Source organism: Massilia sp. TSP1-1-2, assembly GCF_049896185.1.
Lineage (GTDB): Bacteria > Pseudomonadota > Gammaproteobacteria > Burkholderiales > Burkholderiaceae_D > Telluria_A.
Map to the genome: position 1 here is coordinate 1 of NZ_JAFCTU010000008.1, position 16295 is coordinate 16295.

The 16295-nt window shown below is 62.5% G+C and carries 15 protein-coding genes; 12 read left to right on the forward strand and 3 right to left on the reverse strand.

Annotated features, from left to right (window positions below):
* Positions 1–203: 203 nt before the first annotated feature.
* Positions 204–755, forward strand: coding sequence for an HD domain-containing protein (locus ACP7BV_RS08715; RefSeq protein WP_426103418.1), 552 nt, complete (start codon positions 204–206; stop codon positions 753–755).
* A 112-nt stretch (positions 756–867) separates the two neighbouring features.
* Positions 868–1959 carry a redox-regulated ATPase YchF gene (gene ychF, locus ACP7BV_RS08720; RefSeq protein WP_426103419.1) on the forward strand — a complete coding sequence of 364 codons (1092 nt, stop codon included), beginning with the start codon at positions 868–870 and terminating at the stop codon, positions 1957–1959.
* A gap of 100 nt (positions 1960–2059) precedes the next feature.
* Here the strand turns inward: ychF and ACP7BV_RS08725 are convergent, their stop codons facing one another.
* Positions 2060–3736, reverse strand: a complete 1677-nt coding sequence (locus tag ACP7BV_RS08725; RefSeq protein WP_426103420.1) for a hypothetical protein — start codon at positions 3734–3736, stop codon at positions 2060–2062.
* A gap of 174 nt (positions 3737–3910) precedes the next feature.
* Between ACP7BV_RS08725 and ACP7BV_RS08730 the strand changes: the two genes are divergently transcribed.
* Both ACP7BV_RS08730 and ACP7BV_RS08735 read left to right on the forward strand, forming a co-directional pair.
* Positions 3911–4762: an MOSC domain-containing protein gene (locus tag ACP7BV_RS08730; protein WP_426103421.1), complete on the forward strand. Its 852-nt coding sequence runs from the start codon at positions 3911–3913 to the stop codon at positions 4760–4762.
* A 114-nt stretch (positions 4763–4876) separates the two neighbouring features.
* Positions 4877–6016: a DUF484 family protein gene (locus tag ACP7BV_RS08735; RefSeq protein WP_426103422.1), complete on the forward strand. Its 1140-nt coding sequence runs from the start codon at positions 4877–4879 to the stop codon at positions 6014–6016.
* Between the two features lie 165 nt (positions 6017–6181).
* Here ACP7BV_RS08735 and ACP7BV_RS08740 read toward each other — a convergent pair whose 3' ends face one another.
* On the reverse strand, positions 6182–8167 hold the full coding sequence (locus tag ACP7BV_RS08740; RefSeq protein ID WP_426103423.1) for a monovalent cation:proton antiporter-2 (CPA2) family protein: 1986 nt from the start codon (positions 8165–8167) through the stop codon (positions 6182–6184).
* An 85-nt stretch (positions 8168–8252) separates the two neighbouring features.
* On the opposite strand from ACP7BV_RS08740, the gene ACP7BV_RS08745 reads away from it, so the two are divergent.
* The 8 genes from ACP7BV_RS08745 (at position 8253) to ACP7BV_RS08780 (ending at position 14920) form a co-directional block, all read left to right on the forward strand.
* Entirely contained in the window at positions 8253–9275 is a 1023-nt protein-coding gene (locus tag ACP7BV_RS08745; protein WP_426103424.1) for a KpsF/GutQ family sugar-phosphate isomerase, read from the forward strand.
* Complete coding sequence (locus ACP7BV_RS08750) at positions 9275–9805, forward strand: KdsC family phosphatase (protein ID WP_426103425.1); 531 nt, start codon at positions 9275–9277, stop codon at positions 9803–9805. The genes ACP7BV_RS08745 and ACP7BV_RS08750 overlap by 1 nt, the downstream gene beginning before the upstream one ends.
* A 57-nt stretch (positions 9806–9862) precedes the next feature.
* A complete protein-coding gene (lptC, locus tag ACP7BV_RS08755) occupies positions 9863–10459 on the forward strand; it encodes an LPS export ABC transporter periplasmic protein LptC (RefSeq protein WP_426103426.1) in 597 nt (198 codons plus the stop codon).
* Positions 10456–11061, forward strand: coding sequence for a lipopolysaccharide transport periplasmic protein LptA (lptA, locus tag ACP7BV_RS08760; protein WP_426103427.1), 606 nt, complete (start codon positions 10456–10458; stop codon positions 11059–11061). Before lptC ends, lptA begins: the two co-directional genes overlap by 4 nt.
* Complete coding sequence (lptB, locus tag ACP7BV_RS08765; protein WP_426103428.1) at positions 11058–11816, forward strand: LPS export ABC transporter ATP-binding protein; 759 nt, start codon at positions 11058–11060, stop codon at positions 11814–11816. Before lptA ends, lptB begins: the two co-directional genes overlap by 4 nt.
* A gap of 13 nt (positions 11817–11829) precedes the next feature.
* Positions 11830–13314 (forward strand): RNA polymerase factor sigma-54, encoded by a 1485-nt coding sequence (locus ACP7BV_RS08770; RefSeq protein WP_426103429.1) that lies wholly within the window; start codon positions 11830–11832, stop codon positions 13312–13314.
* A 70-nt stretch (positions 13315–13384) separates the two neighbouring features.
* Positions 13385–13738: a ribosome hibernation-promoting factor, HPF/YfiA family gene (hpf, locus tag ACP7BV_RS08775; RefSeq protein WP_426103430.1), complete on the forward strand. Its 354-nt coding sequence runs from the start codon at positions 13385–13387 to the stop codon at positions 13736–13738.
* A gap of 93 nt (positions 13739–13831) precedes the next feature.
* Complete coding sequence (locus ACP7BV_RS08780) at positions 13832–14920, forward strand: enoyl-CoA hydratase/isomerase family protein (protein ID WP_426103431.1); 1089 nt, start codon at positions 13832–13834, stop codon at positions 14918–14920.
* Positions 14921–15283: 363 nt separating this feature from the next.
* Here ACP7BV_RS08780 and ACP7BV_RS08785 read toward each other — a convergent pair whose 3' ends face one another.
* Positions 15284–16009: an SMI1/KNR4 family protein gene (locus tag ACP7BV_RS08785; RefSeq protein WP_426103432.1), complete on the reverse strand. Its 726-nt coding sequence runs from the start codon at positions 16007–16009 to the stop codon at positions 15284–15286.
* Positions 16010–16295: the final 286 nt, after the last annotated feature.

Genomic DNA, 16295 nt, shown 5'->3' on the forward strand with positions numbered 1-16295 from the left:
CCCCCGCGCCCCCCCGCCCCGCCCCCCCCCCCCCCCCCGCCCCCCCCCCCCCCCCCCCCCCCCCCCCCCCCCCACGGCGGCTGGTCGAGAGCGGGCATGCACCGCCGGCTCATCAGCCAGTGCAGCTTCGATGGTGCATACTGGGTGGACCGCTTCCATGGCCGGGTTGGCCGAGCAACCGAGCTCCACATCGAAAGGAAATAATGACTGCCGATATCGACACCTATGCACGCGCGTGGGAATACGTAACGCTCAAGCACATGGGTCAGACCTACGGCGGGCGCAGTGCTGACCAGCAAATTCCTTACATCAACCACCTGGCCAGCGTGGCGGCCGAAGTGGCCTGGGGCATAGGCGGCGAAGCGGGATGGGATGCCGGCCTGGCCATTCAGTGCGCATTGCTGCACGACGTGATCGAAGATACGAACGCCACCTTCGACGACGTGCGTGACCGGTTCGGCATCGCAGTGGCGCGCGGCGTGCAAGCCTTGAGCAAGGATGCGCAGCTCGGCACCAGCGCCTTGCGCATGCAGGACACCCTGCGCCGCATACAACTGGAGCCGAAAGAGGTCTGGGCGGTGAAGCTGGCCGACCGCATCGCCAATTTGTATCATCCGCCGTTTTACTGGAACGCCGACAAGGTCGCGCAATACAAGATCGAGGCGCGTACCATCCTCGATGCGCTCGGTTCGGCCAGCCCTCGGCTTGCGGCCCGCCTGGCCGACAAGATTGCAGCATACGGGGCCTTGCTCTGAAGGCGGGCGAGCCGCCGAAATTGGGCGCGAGGTCCCTTCCGAGTTACAATATGGGGTTCAGGGTCGCGTATGCTGGTAGCGCCCATCGTCAATCGAATTAGAAAGTTTTCCCATGAGTCTGCAATGCGGCATCGTCGGCCTGCCTAACGTCGGCAAGTCCACCCTTTTCAATGCGCTGACCAAGGCCGGCATTCCGGCTGAGAATTATCCGTTCTGCACGATCGAGCCGAACGTGGGCGTGGTCGAAGTGCCGGATCCGCGTATGGATGCGCTCGCGGCGATCGTCAAGCCTGAGCGCATGGTCAACGCCATTGTCGAATTCGTCGACATCGCCGGCCTGGTGGCGGGCGCCTCGAAGGGCGAAGGCCTGGGCAACCAGTTTCTATCGCACATCCGCGAGACCGACGCCATTGTCAACGTGGTGCGCTGCTTTGAAGACGACAACGTGATCCACGTAGCCGGCAAGGTCAGCCCGCTCGACGATATCGAAGTCATCCAGACCGAGCTGGCGCTGGCCGACATGGGCACCGTTGAAAAAGCGATTCACCGCGAAAACAAGAAAGCGCGCTCCGGCGACAAGGATGCGGCCAAGCTGCTGGCCGTCATGGAACGCATGATGCCGTTCCTGAACGACGCCAAGCCGGTACGCGCAATGGGCCTGGACGCCGAAGAGTTGCTGCTGATCAAGCCGCTGTGCCTGATCACCGCCAAGCCGGCCATGTACGTGGCCAACGTGTCCGACACGGGCTTCAAGGATAACCCGCTGCTCGACCAGCTCACGCAATACGCCAAGAGCCAGGGCGCGCCGCTGGTAGCAATTTGCGCCTCGATCGAGTCGGAAATCGCTGATCTGGACGACGCCGACAAAGGCGCCTTCCTGTCCGACATGGGCATGGAAGAGCCGGGACTGGATCGCCTGATCCGCGCCGCCTATAAACTGCTGGGCCTGCAGACTTACTTTACGGCCGGCGTCAAGGAAGTGCGCGCCTGGACCATCCATGTGGGCGACACCGCGCCGCAGGCGGCCGGCGTGATCCACACCGATTTTGAGCGCGGCTTCATTCGCGCCCAGACCATTGCCTACGACGACTTCATTGCGTTCAAGGGCGAGAGCGGCGCCAAGGAGGCGGGCAAGATGCGCGCCGAAGGCAAGGAATATGTCGTCAAGGATGGCGATGTGTTGAACTTCCTGTTCAACGTCTGATTGCAGCCAGTACTTGTGCACAATTAAAAAGCCGCGAAAATTCGCGGCTTTTTTGTTGTGGTGGGAGTGGATTTTCCCAAGCGCTCAAGTCGACGCGCCCTTAGCCGCGCTTCGCCTTGCCATTCCTGCGCCGGCGCATGAACGCGCCGATCCCGATCACGCCAACGGCCGCGATCCCCGCCACCGGCAGAGGCACCGGGTTTGGTCCGGCAGCCAGCGGCGTGTCGCCCCGCAGTTCGGCTGGAAATGGACGCGGACCGACGGGCACGATCTTCCAGTCCTTCTGGTCGGGCGGGGTGCGGGCCATGAATTCGTCGAACGAAAAGATCGGGTTTGAGCCCATCGCGCGGCTCGATGGAATTTGCGGAATGCGCACCAGCACGATCGCTTCGACGTCGTCGCGCAACTGCTTTTCAAAGCCGGTCAGTTCGCGCACCGGCTTGGCCGCGCCGGCGCCGACCAGTTGCATCAGGTCCGTACCGGCCGCGTCGAAGGCAACCGCCGGATACAGGCGCGTCTGCTCTTCGGTCAAGTAATCGTAGATCTTGCGCCCGCTCGCCAGGCTCATGTCCTTGGCCGACAGGTAACCATAGGCGCCGATTGCCTTCAGGCTGCTGGTCGCACCCCGTTGCGGAATATTCCAGCCCAGGGCCTTGAACACATCCACGCTGATGCCGGCGCAATTGGCCGCCGCATGCCGGTAAGTGAAGTCGTGCTTGTAAAAATGGTTGAAGACGCGCTGCACGCCGCCCTGGTAGGCCACGGCCGTGCGCGCACTTCCAAGCACCGCCACCAGCATGTACGAGGGCCGGTAATACTGCTGCCCGCTGTTCAAGTCCATCAGGTAGTTGTCCATCGGGACGGGCGCGGCGACAATCCCTTTTTCGCTGAACGAATCGAGATTGTAGAAGTTGTTCACGACCCAGTCCGACATTTGCCCCTGCTGGCCGATGGTGCCGGTGGCAACCGCAAAGTGCCCGCCGAAGGCTTCATCGTCATCGCCCTGCGCGCCGTTGAGCATGATGCCGATGACCGGCTTGTCCTGCCACTGGCGGCCCTGGCCGGCGCTGCGCTCCCACAGCAGGCGCGTCGAAAACGCACTGGCCGCGCCGCCGCCCGCTTCCTGCACGAACGAGGTCAGGCTCTCGCCCGCAGCAAAGGGGCGCACCGGCATGCTGGCGGCATCGATGGCAAAATCCTTGGGCCAGACGGTGCGCGCCACAAAGGTCGGTGTGCCCGCCACATCCTTCATGCTGCCACGCATGCGCAGCGGCCGCTTGGCAAAGTAAGCCGTCGTCTTTTCATTCCAGTACGACAGATTGGTCGGGATTTTCGATGCCAGGTGCAGCGCGTTCAGGCTGCCGTCCGCGGCGCGCACCTCGCGCCCGTTGGGCAGCAGCGTCACGTCGTCGAACAGATAGGGCGCGCCCAGCCACACCAGGGGCGGATGGGCGAGCGTGGCCGCACCCAGCGTGGCCGACCATTCCTTTACATCCTGCATATTGGCGGCATGCGCGGCATAACCGGACATGGGCTGCGCGCTTTGGGGCACGGCCAGTACATCGTCCTTGAAGTACCATAAGGCTTGCGGCAAGGTGGCGCAGTCGGCGCACTTGCCATCCGTCAGGCGAAAATTCTGCACCGGCAGCAGGCCGATGCTGCCGTCGGCGAGCGCACTCTTCAAACCGGCGGGCGCCGCTGCCGCGGCCTGCGTTGCCGGCGTGACCGATAGCGCCAGCAGGGCGCTGGCGGCGGCAAAATGTTGAAGTTTGAGCATGAAGTCCCCGGTAAAAGTGTATTTAAATTTAATATTGCAGATACTAAACGGTTTTTTGTTCTTTTCCCAATTTTCTGCGCAGAATGGCTGTGGGGTTACCAGGACTGCCAGGACTGGCGGCAATTGGATTTGCGAGGCATACTACCCGCCATTATCTTTACGGAATGAAACAGCATGGCGATTCTCTCGGAAATCATCTTGTACCCTGTTAAGTCCTGTGCCGGCATTTCGGTGCGCGAAGCAACGCTGACCAGCGCCGGCCTGTCGGTCGATGCCGTCTACGACCGCGAGTGGATGGTGGTGGGCGAGGATGGCGTCTTCCTCACCCAGCGCGAGCATCCGCGCATGGCGCTGATCGTGCCGCGCCTGAAAACCGACACGCTCGAATTGCGCGCGTCCGGCATGCTGCGCCTGGAAATTCCGCTCGGCCTGCCTGATCCGGAGCACGAGAAAACGCGCCAGGTCACGCTGTGGGATGACACCTGGCTGGCCTACGACTGCGACGAGACCACCGCCGCCTGGTTTTCGAAAGCAATCGGCGTGGCGTGCCGGCTGGTGCGTTTTCACCCCAGCGTGACGCGCCTGACCAGCACCAAGTGGACCGGCGGCGTCGAAGCGCCGACGCTGTTTTCGGACGGCTACCCGCTGCTGGTGATCGGTTCGGCCTCGCTGGCTGACTTGAACGAAAAGCTGGCCGCAGCCGGGCGCGATGCACTGCCCATGAACCGCTTCCGTCCCAATCTTGTCATCGACGGCATCGACGCCTTCGAGGAAGACTACGCCGACTTGTTCGCCCTGGGCGAGGCGCACCTGAAACCGGTCAAACCCTGCCCGCGCTGCCCGATTCCCTCGGTCGACCAGGGCACCGGCGTGGCCGGTCCCGATCCGCTCGATATCTTGAGCCGCTACCGCGCCAAGCCGGCCTTGGATGGCGCCATCTGCTTTGGCATGAACTGCATCGTCACCCAGGGCGACGGCGAGCGCTTGTACGTCGGCCAGGCGGCGACCATGACGCTCGCCTTTTAAGGCAAAAGAATGCAAAACGCTCGCCGTAGGCGGGGCAGGGCATAATATGGGTCGCGTACGGCAATTGGCGTAACGTTGAGCTAAGTATGAACACGGAACAAGGGAAGGATCTGTATGCATGATGCGGGCGCTTTACCGCGCGACCTGGCCGAAGAAAACGAATCGCTGCGCGCCAGCATGGCCTACATGATGGAACAGGCCGAGCGCAATCACGGCATCATGTGCCGGCACCAGGCGTTCGACCTGGAGATCGTCGGTTCCGACAGCTTTCCCTCCCTGATCACCACCATCTTTCGCAGCTTGCCGGTGATTTCCGAGCTCGATATCGTCACCCTGAGCCTGGTCGACGAAGGCGAAGACATCCGCACCGTCATGAACAAGCTGGGCGTGGATTTCGCCGACTTCCCGCACCTGGTGTTTGTAGCCGCCAGCGGGGCGCTTGGCTTCGTGCCATCGCGCAGCGAGCACACCGGCCCGCCCAAGCCGATGCTCGGCCCCTACATTCCCGCCACCCACCAGCCGATGTTCCCTCACCCTCCCGCCGGCCTGCAAAGCATTGCCCTGGTGCCGCTGCTGCGCAACAAGCGGCTGATCGGCAGCCTGAATCTGGGCAGCCTCGATCCGGTGCGCTTCACGCCGTCGATGGGCACCGACTTTGTCGAGCACATGGCGTCGATCATCGCGATCTGCCTCGAGAACGTAATCAGCAACGAGATGCTCAAGTACATCGGGCTGACCGATTCGCTCACCGGCGTGTATAACCGGCGCTACATCGACCGGCGCCTGATCGAAGAAATTTCGCGCGCGCGGCGCCAGGCTTACCGCATCTCGGTCATGTACATCGACATCGACCACTTCAAGACCGTCAACGACACCGTCGGGCACCAGGGCGGCGACGAAGTGCTGCGCGAAATCTCGGCGCGCATCAAGGATGAATTGCGCGTCTCCGACGCGCTGGGGCGCTTTGGCGGCGAAGAGTTCGTGGTGCTCCTGATCGACGCCGAGCTCGACAGCGCGAGCATGGTGGCGCAGCGCATCCGCGCCAGCATCGCCGACCGCGCCTTTGACCTGACGTGCGGCTTGTCGCTGCCGGTCACGGTCTCGATCGGGGTGGCGACGCTGGACGACTTTGCGCGCGAAAACCCGGTGGAAGGCGTGGCCCAGGTGCTGCTGGCGCAGGCCGATTCTGCGCTGTACAAAGCCAAGCAGGCCGGCCGCAACCGCGTCATCGCGTACCACCCCGAACCGGCATAGCGCCGTCACGACGGCGCAAAATCGGCTATCAAAACTCGAAAAATCGGCCGCCGCCCGCAACCCGTAGGGCGCAAAAGCGCAGCGCATTGCGCCATGCATGCGTCACGTTGTCTAATCGTAGGGCGCAAAAGCGCAGCGCATTGCGCCATGCCTGCATCACGTTGTCTAATGCAGCAAGCGCCCCTCAGCCCGGTCCACCGCCTCGGCCGAGCCGCGCAGCACCACCACGTCGCCCAGCTTGAGTTCCGTGCGCGGCGTCACCTCCAGCCGCTCCTTGCCGCGCCGGATCGTGGTCACCTCGGCGCCCACCTCATGCAGCGCCAGTTCCTCGAGCCGCTTGCCGACCGCCCCCGCGTCGTCGCGCAGCGTCACCGAATGCAGCCGCACATAGGTATGCTCCGGATCGTCCCCGATATCGCTCGCGCCGTGAAAGTAGCCCCGCAGCGACGCATAGCGCTCGTCGCGCGCGCTTTGCACGCGGTGCACCACGCGCCTTAGCGGCACGCCCATCATCACCAGCGCATGCGAGGCGAGCATCAAGCTACCCTCAAGCGCCTCGGGCACCACTTCGGCGGCGCCGGCTTTTTTGAGCAAGTCCAGATCGGTGTCGTCATGGCTGCGCACGATCACCGGCAGCGCGGGTGCGAGCTCGTGCACCAGGTGCAGCACCTTGAGCGCCGACGGCGTGCTCGCATACGTGATCACCAGCGCGCTGGCGCGGTACACGCCAGCGGCGATCAGGCTCTCCCGGCGCGCCGCGTCGCCGTATGACACGTGGGCGCCGGCCGCCTGCGCTTCCTGCACCCGCTCCGGGTCCAGGTCGAGCGCCTGGTAGGCGATTTTTTCCTCGGACAGCAGCGTGGCCAGGCTTTGCCCGCTGCGCCCGAAGCCGGCCACGATCACATGCTTCTGGCTGGCCATGGTGCGCGTGGCGATCTGGGTCAGCTGCAGCGACTGCAGCATCCATTCGTTGGACGAAATCTTCATGACGATCATGTCCGCTTTCTCGATCATGAATGGCGCGGCCAGCATCGAGAGCACCATCGAGGCGAGCACCAGCTGGATGATGAACGGGTCGATCAGATTGGCGTCGGCGGTCAGTGTCAGCAGCACGAAGCCGAATTCGCCGGCCTGCGCCAGGCCCAGGCCGGTGCGAATCGAGGTGCCGTCGGAGGCGCCGAACAGCTTGGCCAGCGCGGCGATCAGCGCGAACTTGACCATTACCGGCCCGCACAGCAAAATCAGCACCAGCCACCAGTTTTCCAGCACCACGCGCACATTGAGCAGCATCCCCACCGTGATGAAAAACAGCCCGAGCAGCACGTCGCGAAACGGCTTGATGTCTTCTTCCACCTGGTGCCGGTACTGGGTTTCGGAAATCAGCATGCCGGCCACGAAAGCGCCCAGCGCCATCGACAGGCCGGCGCGCTCGGTGATCCAGGCCGCGCCCAGCGTGATGAGCAGCAGGTTGAGCATGAACAGCTCCTGCGAGCGGCGCTTGACGACGATGGTGAACCACTTGCGCATGATCTTCTGGCCGATGAACAGCAGCAGCAACAGCACAAAGACCGCCTTCAGGCCCGCCAAGGCCAGCGTGCCCGCCAGTTCGTCGGCCGGTTTGCCCAGCGATGGAATCAGAATGAGCAGCGGCACCACGGCCAGGTCCTGGAACAGCAAGATGCCGATGATCTTGCGGCCATGCGCGCTTTCCAGTTCGAGCCGCTCGGTGAGCATCTTGACGACAATGGCGGTGGACGACATGGCCAGCGCGCCGCCCAGCGCAAAGGCGGCCTGCCACGTGATGCGAATGCTGGCCGGCAGCTGGGTGGCGAGCAGCCACCCGAACAGCATGGTGGCCGCGATCGTGAGCACCACCTGCGCCATGCCCAGCCCGAACACGATGCGGCGCATGGCCATCAGCTGGGAAAGCGAAAACTCCAGGCCGATGGAAAACATCAGGAAGACGACGCCAAATTCGGCCAGCGTTTCGGTGGTATGGTTGTTTTCGGCCAGGCCCAGCGCGTGCGGGCCAATCAGGATGCCAACTGCCAGATAACCGAGCATGGGCGGCAGATGCAGCATGCGGAAGGCGACCACGCCGAGCACCGCACTGCCTAGCAATAAGAGGGTAAGTTCAAGTCCTGAAACCATGCTATGCCGTTGACGTGGAGGGGTAAAACGCTATTTGTTGCGTCTGGCAAGTTTTTTGCTTTCGCAATTCGTTTATACTGCTTCCATGAGTGTAACCGATGAAAAAACAATGCTGAAAGCTTTTGACAAAAACGTCGTCGAGCGCGCCATGGCGATGGCGCGCGAAACGCTGGAAATCGAAACCGACGCCATGCACGCGCTGCAGGACCGGCTGGTCGGCGACGACAGCGTCGGCCAGGCAGTGGCCATGCTGCTCGAATGCGGCGGGCGCGTGGTCGTCTCGGGCATCGGCAAGTCGGGCCACATCGCCCGCAAGATCGCCGCCACGCTCTCGTCCACCGGCACCCCGGCCATGTTTGTCCATCCGGCCGAAGCTGCCCACGGCGACCTGGGCATGGTGACCCCCAAGGACGCCTTTATCGCCATTTCCAATTCCGGCGAAACGGCCGAACTGATGTCGATCCTGCCGATCGTCAAGCGCATGGGCGCGCCGCTGATCGCCATGACGGGCAACCCCAAATCAAGTTTGGCGCTGCTGGCCGACGTGCACCTGGACGTTTCCGTGGCCAAGGAAGCGTGCCCGCTCAATCTGGCGCCAACGGCCAGCACCACCGTCACGCTGGCGCTGGGCGACGCGCTGGCCGTGGCGCTGCTCGACGCGCGCGGCTTCAAGGAAGAAGACTTTGCGCGCTCCCACCCGGGCGGCGCGCTGGGCCGGCGCCTGCTCACCCACGTCAAGGACGTGATGCGCAGCGGCTCGGACGTGCCGATGGTGACGGCCGATGTGCCGCTGGCCGCCGCGCTGCTCGAAATTACCCAAAAGGGCATGGGCATGACCGCCATCGTCGACGCCGACCAGCGTCCAGTGGGCGTGTTCACCGACGGCGACTTGCGCCGCCTGATCGAGAAAGTCCAGGACTTCACCAAGATCACGATCCGCGACGTCATGCATGCCGACCCGCGCCGCGTGCGCCCCGAACAGCTGGCGGTGGACGCGGTGGCCGTCATGGAGCAGTTTCGCATCAACCAGATGCTGGTGGTGGACGACGACGGGCGCCTGGTCGGCGCCCTGCACATCCACGACCTGACGCGCGCAAAGGTAATCTGATGAACCAGCTCGAACACATGCGCCGCGCCGCGGCCGTCAAGGTCATGATCTTCGACGTCGACGGCGTGCTCACCGACGGCAGCCTGACCTACGGCCCGGATGGCGAAACCACCAAGACCTTCAATGTCCTCGACGGCCTGGGCATCCAGCTGCTGCAAAAAAGCGGCGTGGCCACCGCCATCATCAGCGCGCGCGAGTCGCCGATTGTGGTGCGGCGCGCGGCCGACCTGGGCATCATGCATGTCCACCAGGGCATCCACGACAAGCGCATCGCCTTTGCCAGACTGCTGGAAGCGACCGGCTTGACGGCGCAGCAGTGCGGCTATATCGGCGACGACGTGATCGACCTGCCGCTGCTGCTGCAGGTCGGCTTTGCGGTCACCGTGCCCACCGGGCACCCGGAGGTGCAACACCGCGCCCATTACGTCACGCGCGCCGGCGGCGGGCGCGGCGCCGTGCGCGAAGTGTGCGACCTGGTGATGCGCGCGCAGGGCACGTACGAGGCGGCGCTGGCGCCGTATTTCGCGTGACAGGCAAGAATCAGGAATCAGGCCTGCGGGACCCATGCCTGCGGGGCGGGGGCCGCCATGGATAAGCGCACCGCCCATCGCTGGCCGCTGCTGCTGACCATCACGGCGCTCATCTTCTCCGCCTTGGGCAGCTTCTGGCTGGTGCAGGTGATGCAGCGCGGCGACGGCCAGGTCGATCCGGCCGCAGCCGGCAACGAGCCTGACTACATCGTTGAAAAATTCAGTTTCGTGCGCATGACGCCCGAAGGCAAGCCGCGCTACCTGTTCTACGGCGCCAAGCTGACCCACCGTCCGCTGGGCGACGTCTCGGACGTCGAGCAGCCCATGCTGCAAAGTCTGGCGCCCGGCCAGAGTCCAATGACCGTCAAGGCCAACAGCGCGCGCCTGCGGCATGCGGACGACCAGGTCGACCTGTTGGGCAAGGTCGACGTCTTTCGCCCCGCTTCGCCCATGGCGCGCCTGATGCACATGACCACCGAAGCGCTGACCGTGTTTCCGGAAGAAGACCGCATGGAGTCCCGCGTGCGGGTCGACATGGCGCTGGGCGCCAACACCATTACCGGCGTCGGCATGAAGGCCAACAACGCCACGCGCCAGGTGCAGTTTGCCGGCGGTGGCCAGATCATCGTTCCACCCAAGGGCAGTAGAAAATGAAAAAAATAATAGCAATTGCAGTGTTTGGCCTAGTGGCGCTGGGCGCCTCGGCCGAGAAAGCCGACGCCGGCAAGCGCGCGGTAATCGACTACGGCACGCTGCTGGTGGACGAAGTCGCCCAGGTCACCATCGTTACCGGCAACATCGTCGTCACTAAGGGCACGCTGGTGCTGCGCGCTGAAAAAGCGGTGATCAAGACCAGTCCCGAAGAAGACATGCAGGTGACGCTCACGGGCGTGCCCGGCAAGATGGCGACGTTTCGCCAAAAGCGCGACGGCGGCCCCGAGCTGTGGGTCGAAGGCAATGCGCAGCGCATCGAATACGACGAGCGCAGCGGCGTCGTCAAGCTGTTCGGCAGCGCGCATATCCGCCAGATCGAGGGCAGCAACATGACCGACGAAATCAAGAGCGAATTCATTTCGTACGACAGCATGCGCGAGGTATTCACCGCCCGTAACGACGCCAGCGGCGCGAGCAAGCCGGGCGAGGGCCGCGGCCAGCTGATCATCGCGCCGCGCAAGCCGCGCGCCGCGCCGGCGCCAACCGCGCCAACTGCGCCAACGGGGCCGACTGGCACGCCAGCTCCGACGGGCATGCCATGATCGAACCGAAAGCTTGTGGCAGCACGCTGATCGTGCGCGGCCTGCAGAAAAGCTACGGCAAAAAACTGGTCGTGCGCGACGTATCGCTGCAGGTTGAATGCGGCGAGGTAGTCGGCCTGCTGGGGCCCAACGGCGCCGGCAAGACCACCTCGTTCTACATGATCGTGGGCCTGGTGCCGTCGGATGCCGGCTCGATCGACATCAGCGGCGTGGATATCTCCAGCCTGCCGATTCACCGGCGCGCCGCGCTCGGCCTGTCGTACCTGCCGCAGGAAGCGTCGGTGTTTCGGCGCCTGACGGTCGAAGAAAACATCCTCGCCGTGCTGGAACTGCAAAAGGTCAACGGCAAGCGCCTGAGCAAACCAGAACTCAAGGAGCGGCTCGACACGCTGCTGCATGACCTGCAGATCGAAAAGCTGCGCGAGAACCCGGCCATGTCGCTGTCGGGCGGCGAGCGGCGGCGCGTGGAAATCGCGCGTGCGCTGGCCACCAATCCGCGCTTTGTGCTGCTCGACGAACCGTTCGCCGGGGTCGATCCGATCGCCGTGATCGAGATCCAGCGCATCGTGCGGTTCCTGAAGGAGCGCGACATCGGCGTTTTGATCACCGACCACAATGTGCGCGAAACGCTCGGCATTTGCGACCGTGCCTACATCATCAACCAGGGTGCGGTGCTGGCCTCTGGCCGTCCGGACGACATCATCGCAGACGAATCGGTACGCCGCGTTTATCTGGGTGAGCACTTCCGGATGTAAGCAGGTCAAACCGATGAAACAATCCCTGCAACTACGCACCTCGCAGCACCTTGCGCTCACGCCGCAGCTGCAGCAGTCGATCCGCCTGCTGCAGTTGTCCACGCTCGAACTGCACCAGGAACTCGAACAGCTCCTGACCGACAATCCGCTGCTCGAACGGCTTGACGATCCGCTCGACCATTCGGTGCGCCTGCTGGCCGACGGCGCCATCGGCAGCAGCGCCACGCCGGCCGAGGCGCCGCCCGAACCGGGCGCGCAGGATGCACCGGCGCCGGCCGAAGGCCAAAGCGCCGATGCACCCGAGGGGGAAGCTGCCAGCAACAACGACAACAACAACGACAACGACGGCGAGTGGGGTGACCTGGGCCGCGCCAAGAGCAGCGACGACGAAGATTCGCGCCCGCAGCTCGAGGGCAGCGCGACCACCCTGCGCGAGCATCTGATGGAACAGATGCGCGTGCTGGTGCTCGAAGTGCGCGACCGCGCGCTGGTCGAACTGATCGTCGACGCGCTCGACGACAACGGCTACCTGACCGAGACGCTGGAAGAAATCCATGCGCGCATGCCCGAAGAACTCGAGATCGATTTCGATGAATTCAAGACCGCGCTGTCGCTGCTGCAAAGTTTTGATCCGGTCGGCGTGGGCGCGCGCAATGCGTCCGAGTGCCTGGCGCTGCAGATTCGCGCCATGCGCGGCGTGCCGCTGGTGACGCGCCGCATGGCGCTGGCCATCGTCGAAAAGCACCTGACCTGGTTCGCCCAGCGTGAATTCAACAAGCTGAAAAAAGCGCTCGACTGCGACGACGAAGACTTGCGCGAGGCGCAGACCATCATCCGCCGCTGCAATCCGCACCCGGGCGCCGTGTTCGCCTCCGATGTGTCGGACTTCGTGGTCCCGGACGTGATTGTGCGCAAGGCCAAGGGCGGCTGGTCGGTCTCGCTCAACAACGACGTGATGCCGCGCCTGCGCGTGAACAATATGTACGCGAGCCTGCTCAAGCAGGGCAAGGGCGAAGGCCAGATGGGCGCCCAGTTGCAGGAAGCGAAGTGGCTGATCAAAAACATGCGCCAGCGCTTCGACACCATCTTGCGTGTCTCCGAGGCTATTGTTGAGCGCCAGCGCAATTTCTTCAGCCATGGCGCGGTAGCCATGCGTCCCCTTGTGCTGCGCGAAATAGCTGATACACTTGGTCTACACGAGAGTACTATTTCTCGTGTAACAACTCAGAAATTCATGCTGACCCCGCATGGCATGTTTGAGTTGAAATACTTTTTCGGTAGCCATGTCGCCACCGAAGCGGGGGGAGAAGCATCTTCCACGGCGATTCGTGCACTCATCGTGCAATTGACAGGAGCAGAAGACCCTAAAAATCCATTATCCGATAGTAAGATTGCGGACATGCTGGGGGAACAGGGTATGGTCATCGCTCGCCGCACCGTTGCCAAGTACCGCGAAGCGCTCAAAATCCCGCCCGTCAGCCTCAGGAAGTGTCTGTAATCGGCATTTTTATGCCGTTCCTCTGCGCGCCGCGCACGAACGGAAAGTGACACCATTATTAGGAGTGTGTATGAATCTCACAATTAGCGGACATCATCTCGAAGTGACCCCAGCCATCCGTGAATACGTACAAACCAAGCTCGAGCGCGTCAAGCGCCATTTCGATCACGTGATTGATATTGCCGTGATCCTCACCGTGGATAACCTGACTGAAAAAGAAAAACGACAAAAGGCTGAAATCAACCTTCGCCTGTCGGGCAAGACCGTGTATGTAGAAAGCCTGTCGCATGACCTGTACGCCGCTATCGACACCCTGATCGACAAGCTCGACCGTCAAGTCATGAAGTACAAGGACAAGGTCCAGGACCATAATCACCAGGCCATCAAGCACCTGCCTGAAGAAGAACTCCCTGAAGCCATCTAAGGCCCGGGATTCTTGACACGAGGGCGCCTGCGGCGCCCTTTTTGCATCTGCGGAGGCTAAAATATGGGTCTATCCATTTATTGTCAGCCTTCCATGAGCGAATACGTCCAGACCCGCGTTGCCAACCGTACCGGCATCATCACCCTCGACCGTCCCAAAGCGCTTAATTCGCTGTCGCTGCAGATGGTGCGCGACTTGACGGCGGTGCTGCAGGCCTGGCGCGCGGATGACGCCGTCGATGCGGTCGTGCTTGGCAGCAGCAGCCCCAAGGCGCTGTGCGCCGGCGGCGACATCCGTTTTTTCCATGAGGTGGGCGGCAAGAGCCCGATGGGCGGCAGTGCCTTGCTGGAAGACTTTTTTACCGAAGAATACGCGCTCAATCACCTGATCCATTTCTATCCCAAGCCCTACGTGGCGCTGATGGACGGCGTGGTCATGGGCGGCGGGATGGGCATTGCGCAGGGCGGGCCCGACTGCCGTATCCGCATCGTCACCGAAAAAACCAAGATGGCGATGCCGGAAGTAAACATCGGCTTGTTTCCGGACGTGGGCGGCAGCTACTTTTTGTCGCGCGCGCCTGGCCAGCTGGGCAACTACCTGGGCCTGACCGGACTGACGGTCGGCGCGGCCGACGCCCTGTACGCGGGGTTGGCCGACGTGTTCGTGCCGCAAGAGCAGATGGCCGCGCTGGCCGCACGCATCGACAGCACGCCCGGGGCCGAGCTGCGCGCCATGATCGCAGATTTTGCCGCGCCGTATGCGGGGTTCGCCGGCGCCAGTGAACTGGAAGCGCAGCGCAGCCGGATCGACCACCATTTCAGTGCGCCAAGCGTGGCGGCCATCATGCAATCGCTGGCGGGGGACAGCGACGTCTTTGCGCAAAGAGCCCATGCGGCCATGGCCCAGCGCTCGCCGCTGATGATGTGCGTGACGCGCGAACTGCTGCGCCGCGGTGCCGGGCTCGACGTTTCCAGCTGCCTGCGCATGGAGCGCACCTTGGTGCGCCACAATTTTGAGCATGGCGAAGTGCTGGAGGGCGTGCGCGCGCTGGTCATCGACAAGGATAATGCGCCGCAATGGAATCCGCGCACGCTGGACGAAGTGAGTGGTGAGATGGTCGAACGCTTTTTTACGCCGGTGTGGCCGGCTGGCGCGCACCCGCTGCGGCATTTGCAAGGGTGATGCTGTAAAGACACGGCAATGTCGGCGTTTTCCACGCAATTTCGCCGCTAGGGTTGAACCTGAATCAGCTCGCTAAGGAACCAAAGTGGTCAAACCTGACGGGGGTAGTGGGGCCGCTGACGGGCCTCCGAAAGTTTCGCAACTTTTTTTTAAGGGGCCGCTACCGTCGCCCTATTCCGGATGCACGTTGGCCCGTTTCGTTCGCCAAAACGCTACCGGTCAGACACCGGCAAGTGATCATTTCATTGCTTTGCCCACTGAGGACGCACGTTTTTCTGCTGGGTCGTGTACGGTTCGCCAGGCGCCGGCGAGAGTATCCGGAGTTCAACTTGCGCTCATTTCGACATTCATGAGAACCACCGCCTAATTCCAAATGCGCCACCAAGGTTGGTCCCGGACGCCCGTTGGTTTACTCGAATCCGGCGAGTCACCCCCAGTTGCAGTCCGTCGGCGGAACTCGTTCAGCCTGTTTTCATACCATGGGAACTGCGTAGCTCCGTGATAGATCCGCTGCCCTTTTGACCCAAACAGTCCTACTGGCTTTTGAGCGTCGATGACACTCGCGACAAGATCGCGTCCGTCATGCCGTTTATGGGATTTCGAAAGTTCCAGCACAATCGCCTCGGCGGACAAACCCTCGTCAATCAGTCGCCTTACCTCCTGAAAGGCTGCAAGTTCATCATCGAGCCAATTTTCGTAAAACGCGAGAAGCGAAGTGGCAGTCTCGGTGAAGCCGTCCTCATCCAAATCTCGAAACACGATCGCGTTCGCCTTCGGTCCCGACGAAATGACATAAGTTCGATGTCCGCAGCCTTGCTCACCGATGAATATGTATTTAGCATCCTCTGTCTGCAGCGAATTGACGGGCACGGTTCCGTAATATGGCCCCACGCCGCCATCGCCGACCTCGCGATAGAAGCCTGCGAGTTCACTTGGAAGTGCGCAGCCAAGACGTGCTTCCGCAGCGGCGATCTCCCCTTCACTCAATGGGGCTGCCGCTTCGTATTGATGAAGTTCCGCGCCGAAGGCTTGGCGTTGCGCGTCCAACTGTCTCAGACGTTGAATTTTTTCAAGTACCAGTTCCCACATCAGTTAATTCTCCGTGCACATGTCGGCAAATGGCAGCCATGAACCCGACATCATCGAAGTCAGAGCACACTGCAAAATCTGACAGTCTAAACCCGCTACTCAACAGGAGTGCCTTGATGATGCCCTATCACCGACTTCCGCGAGTGTCAGGTTATGGCCGGTCCCTGTCGGTCGATGGTACTCGACGGCATAGCGACGGCCTCAACTGGGCGGTCACGTCAGCAAATTCGTGCACAAACACAACATCTGTGGAGTGCGTCATTGAGCTCCAATTCAAAGCTAAAGA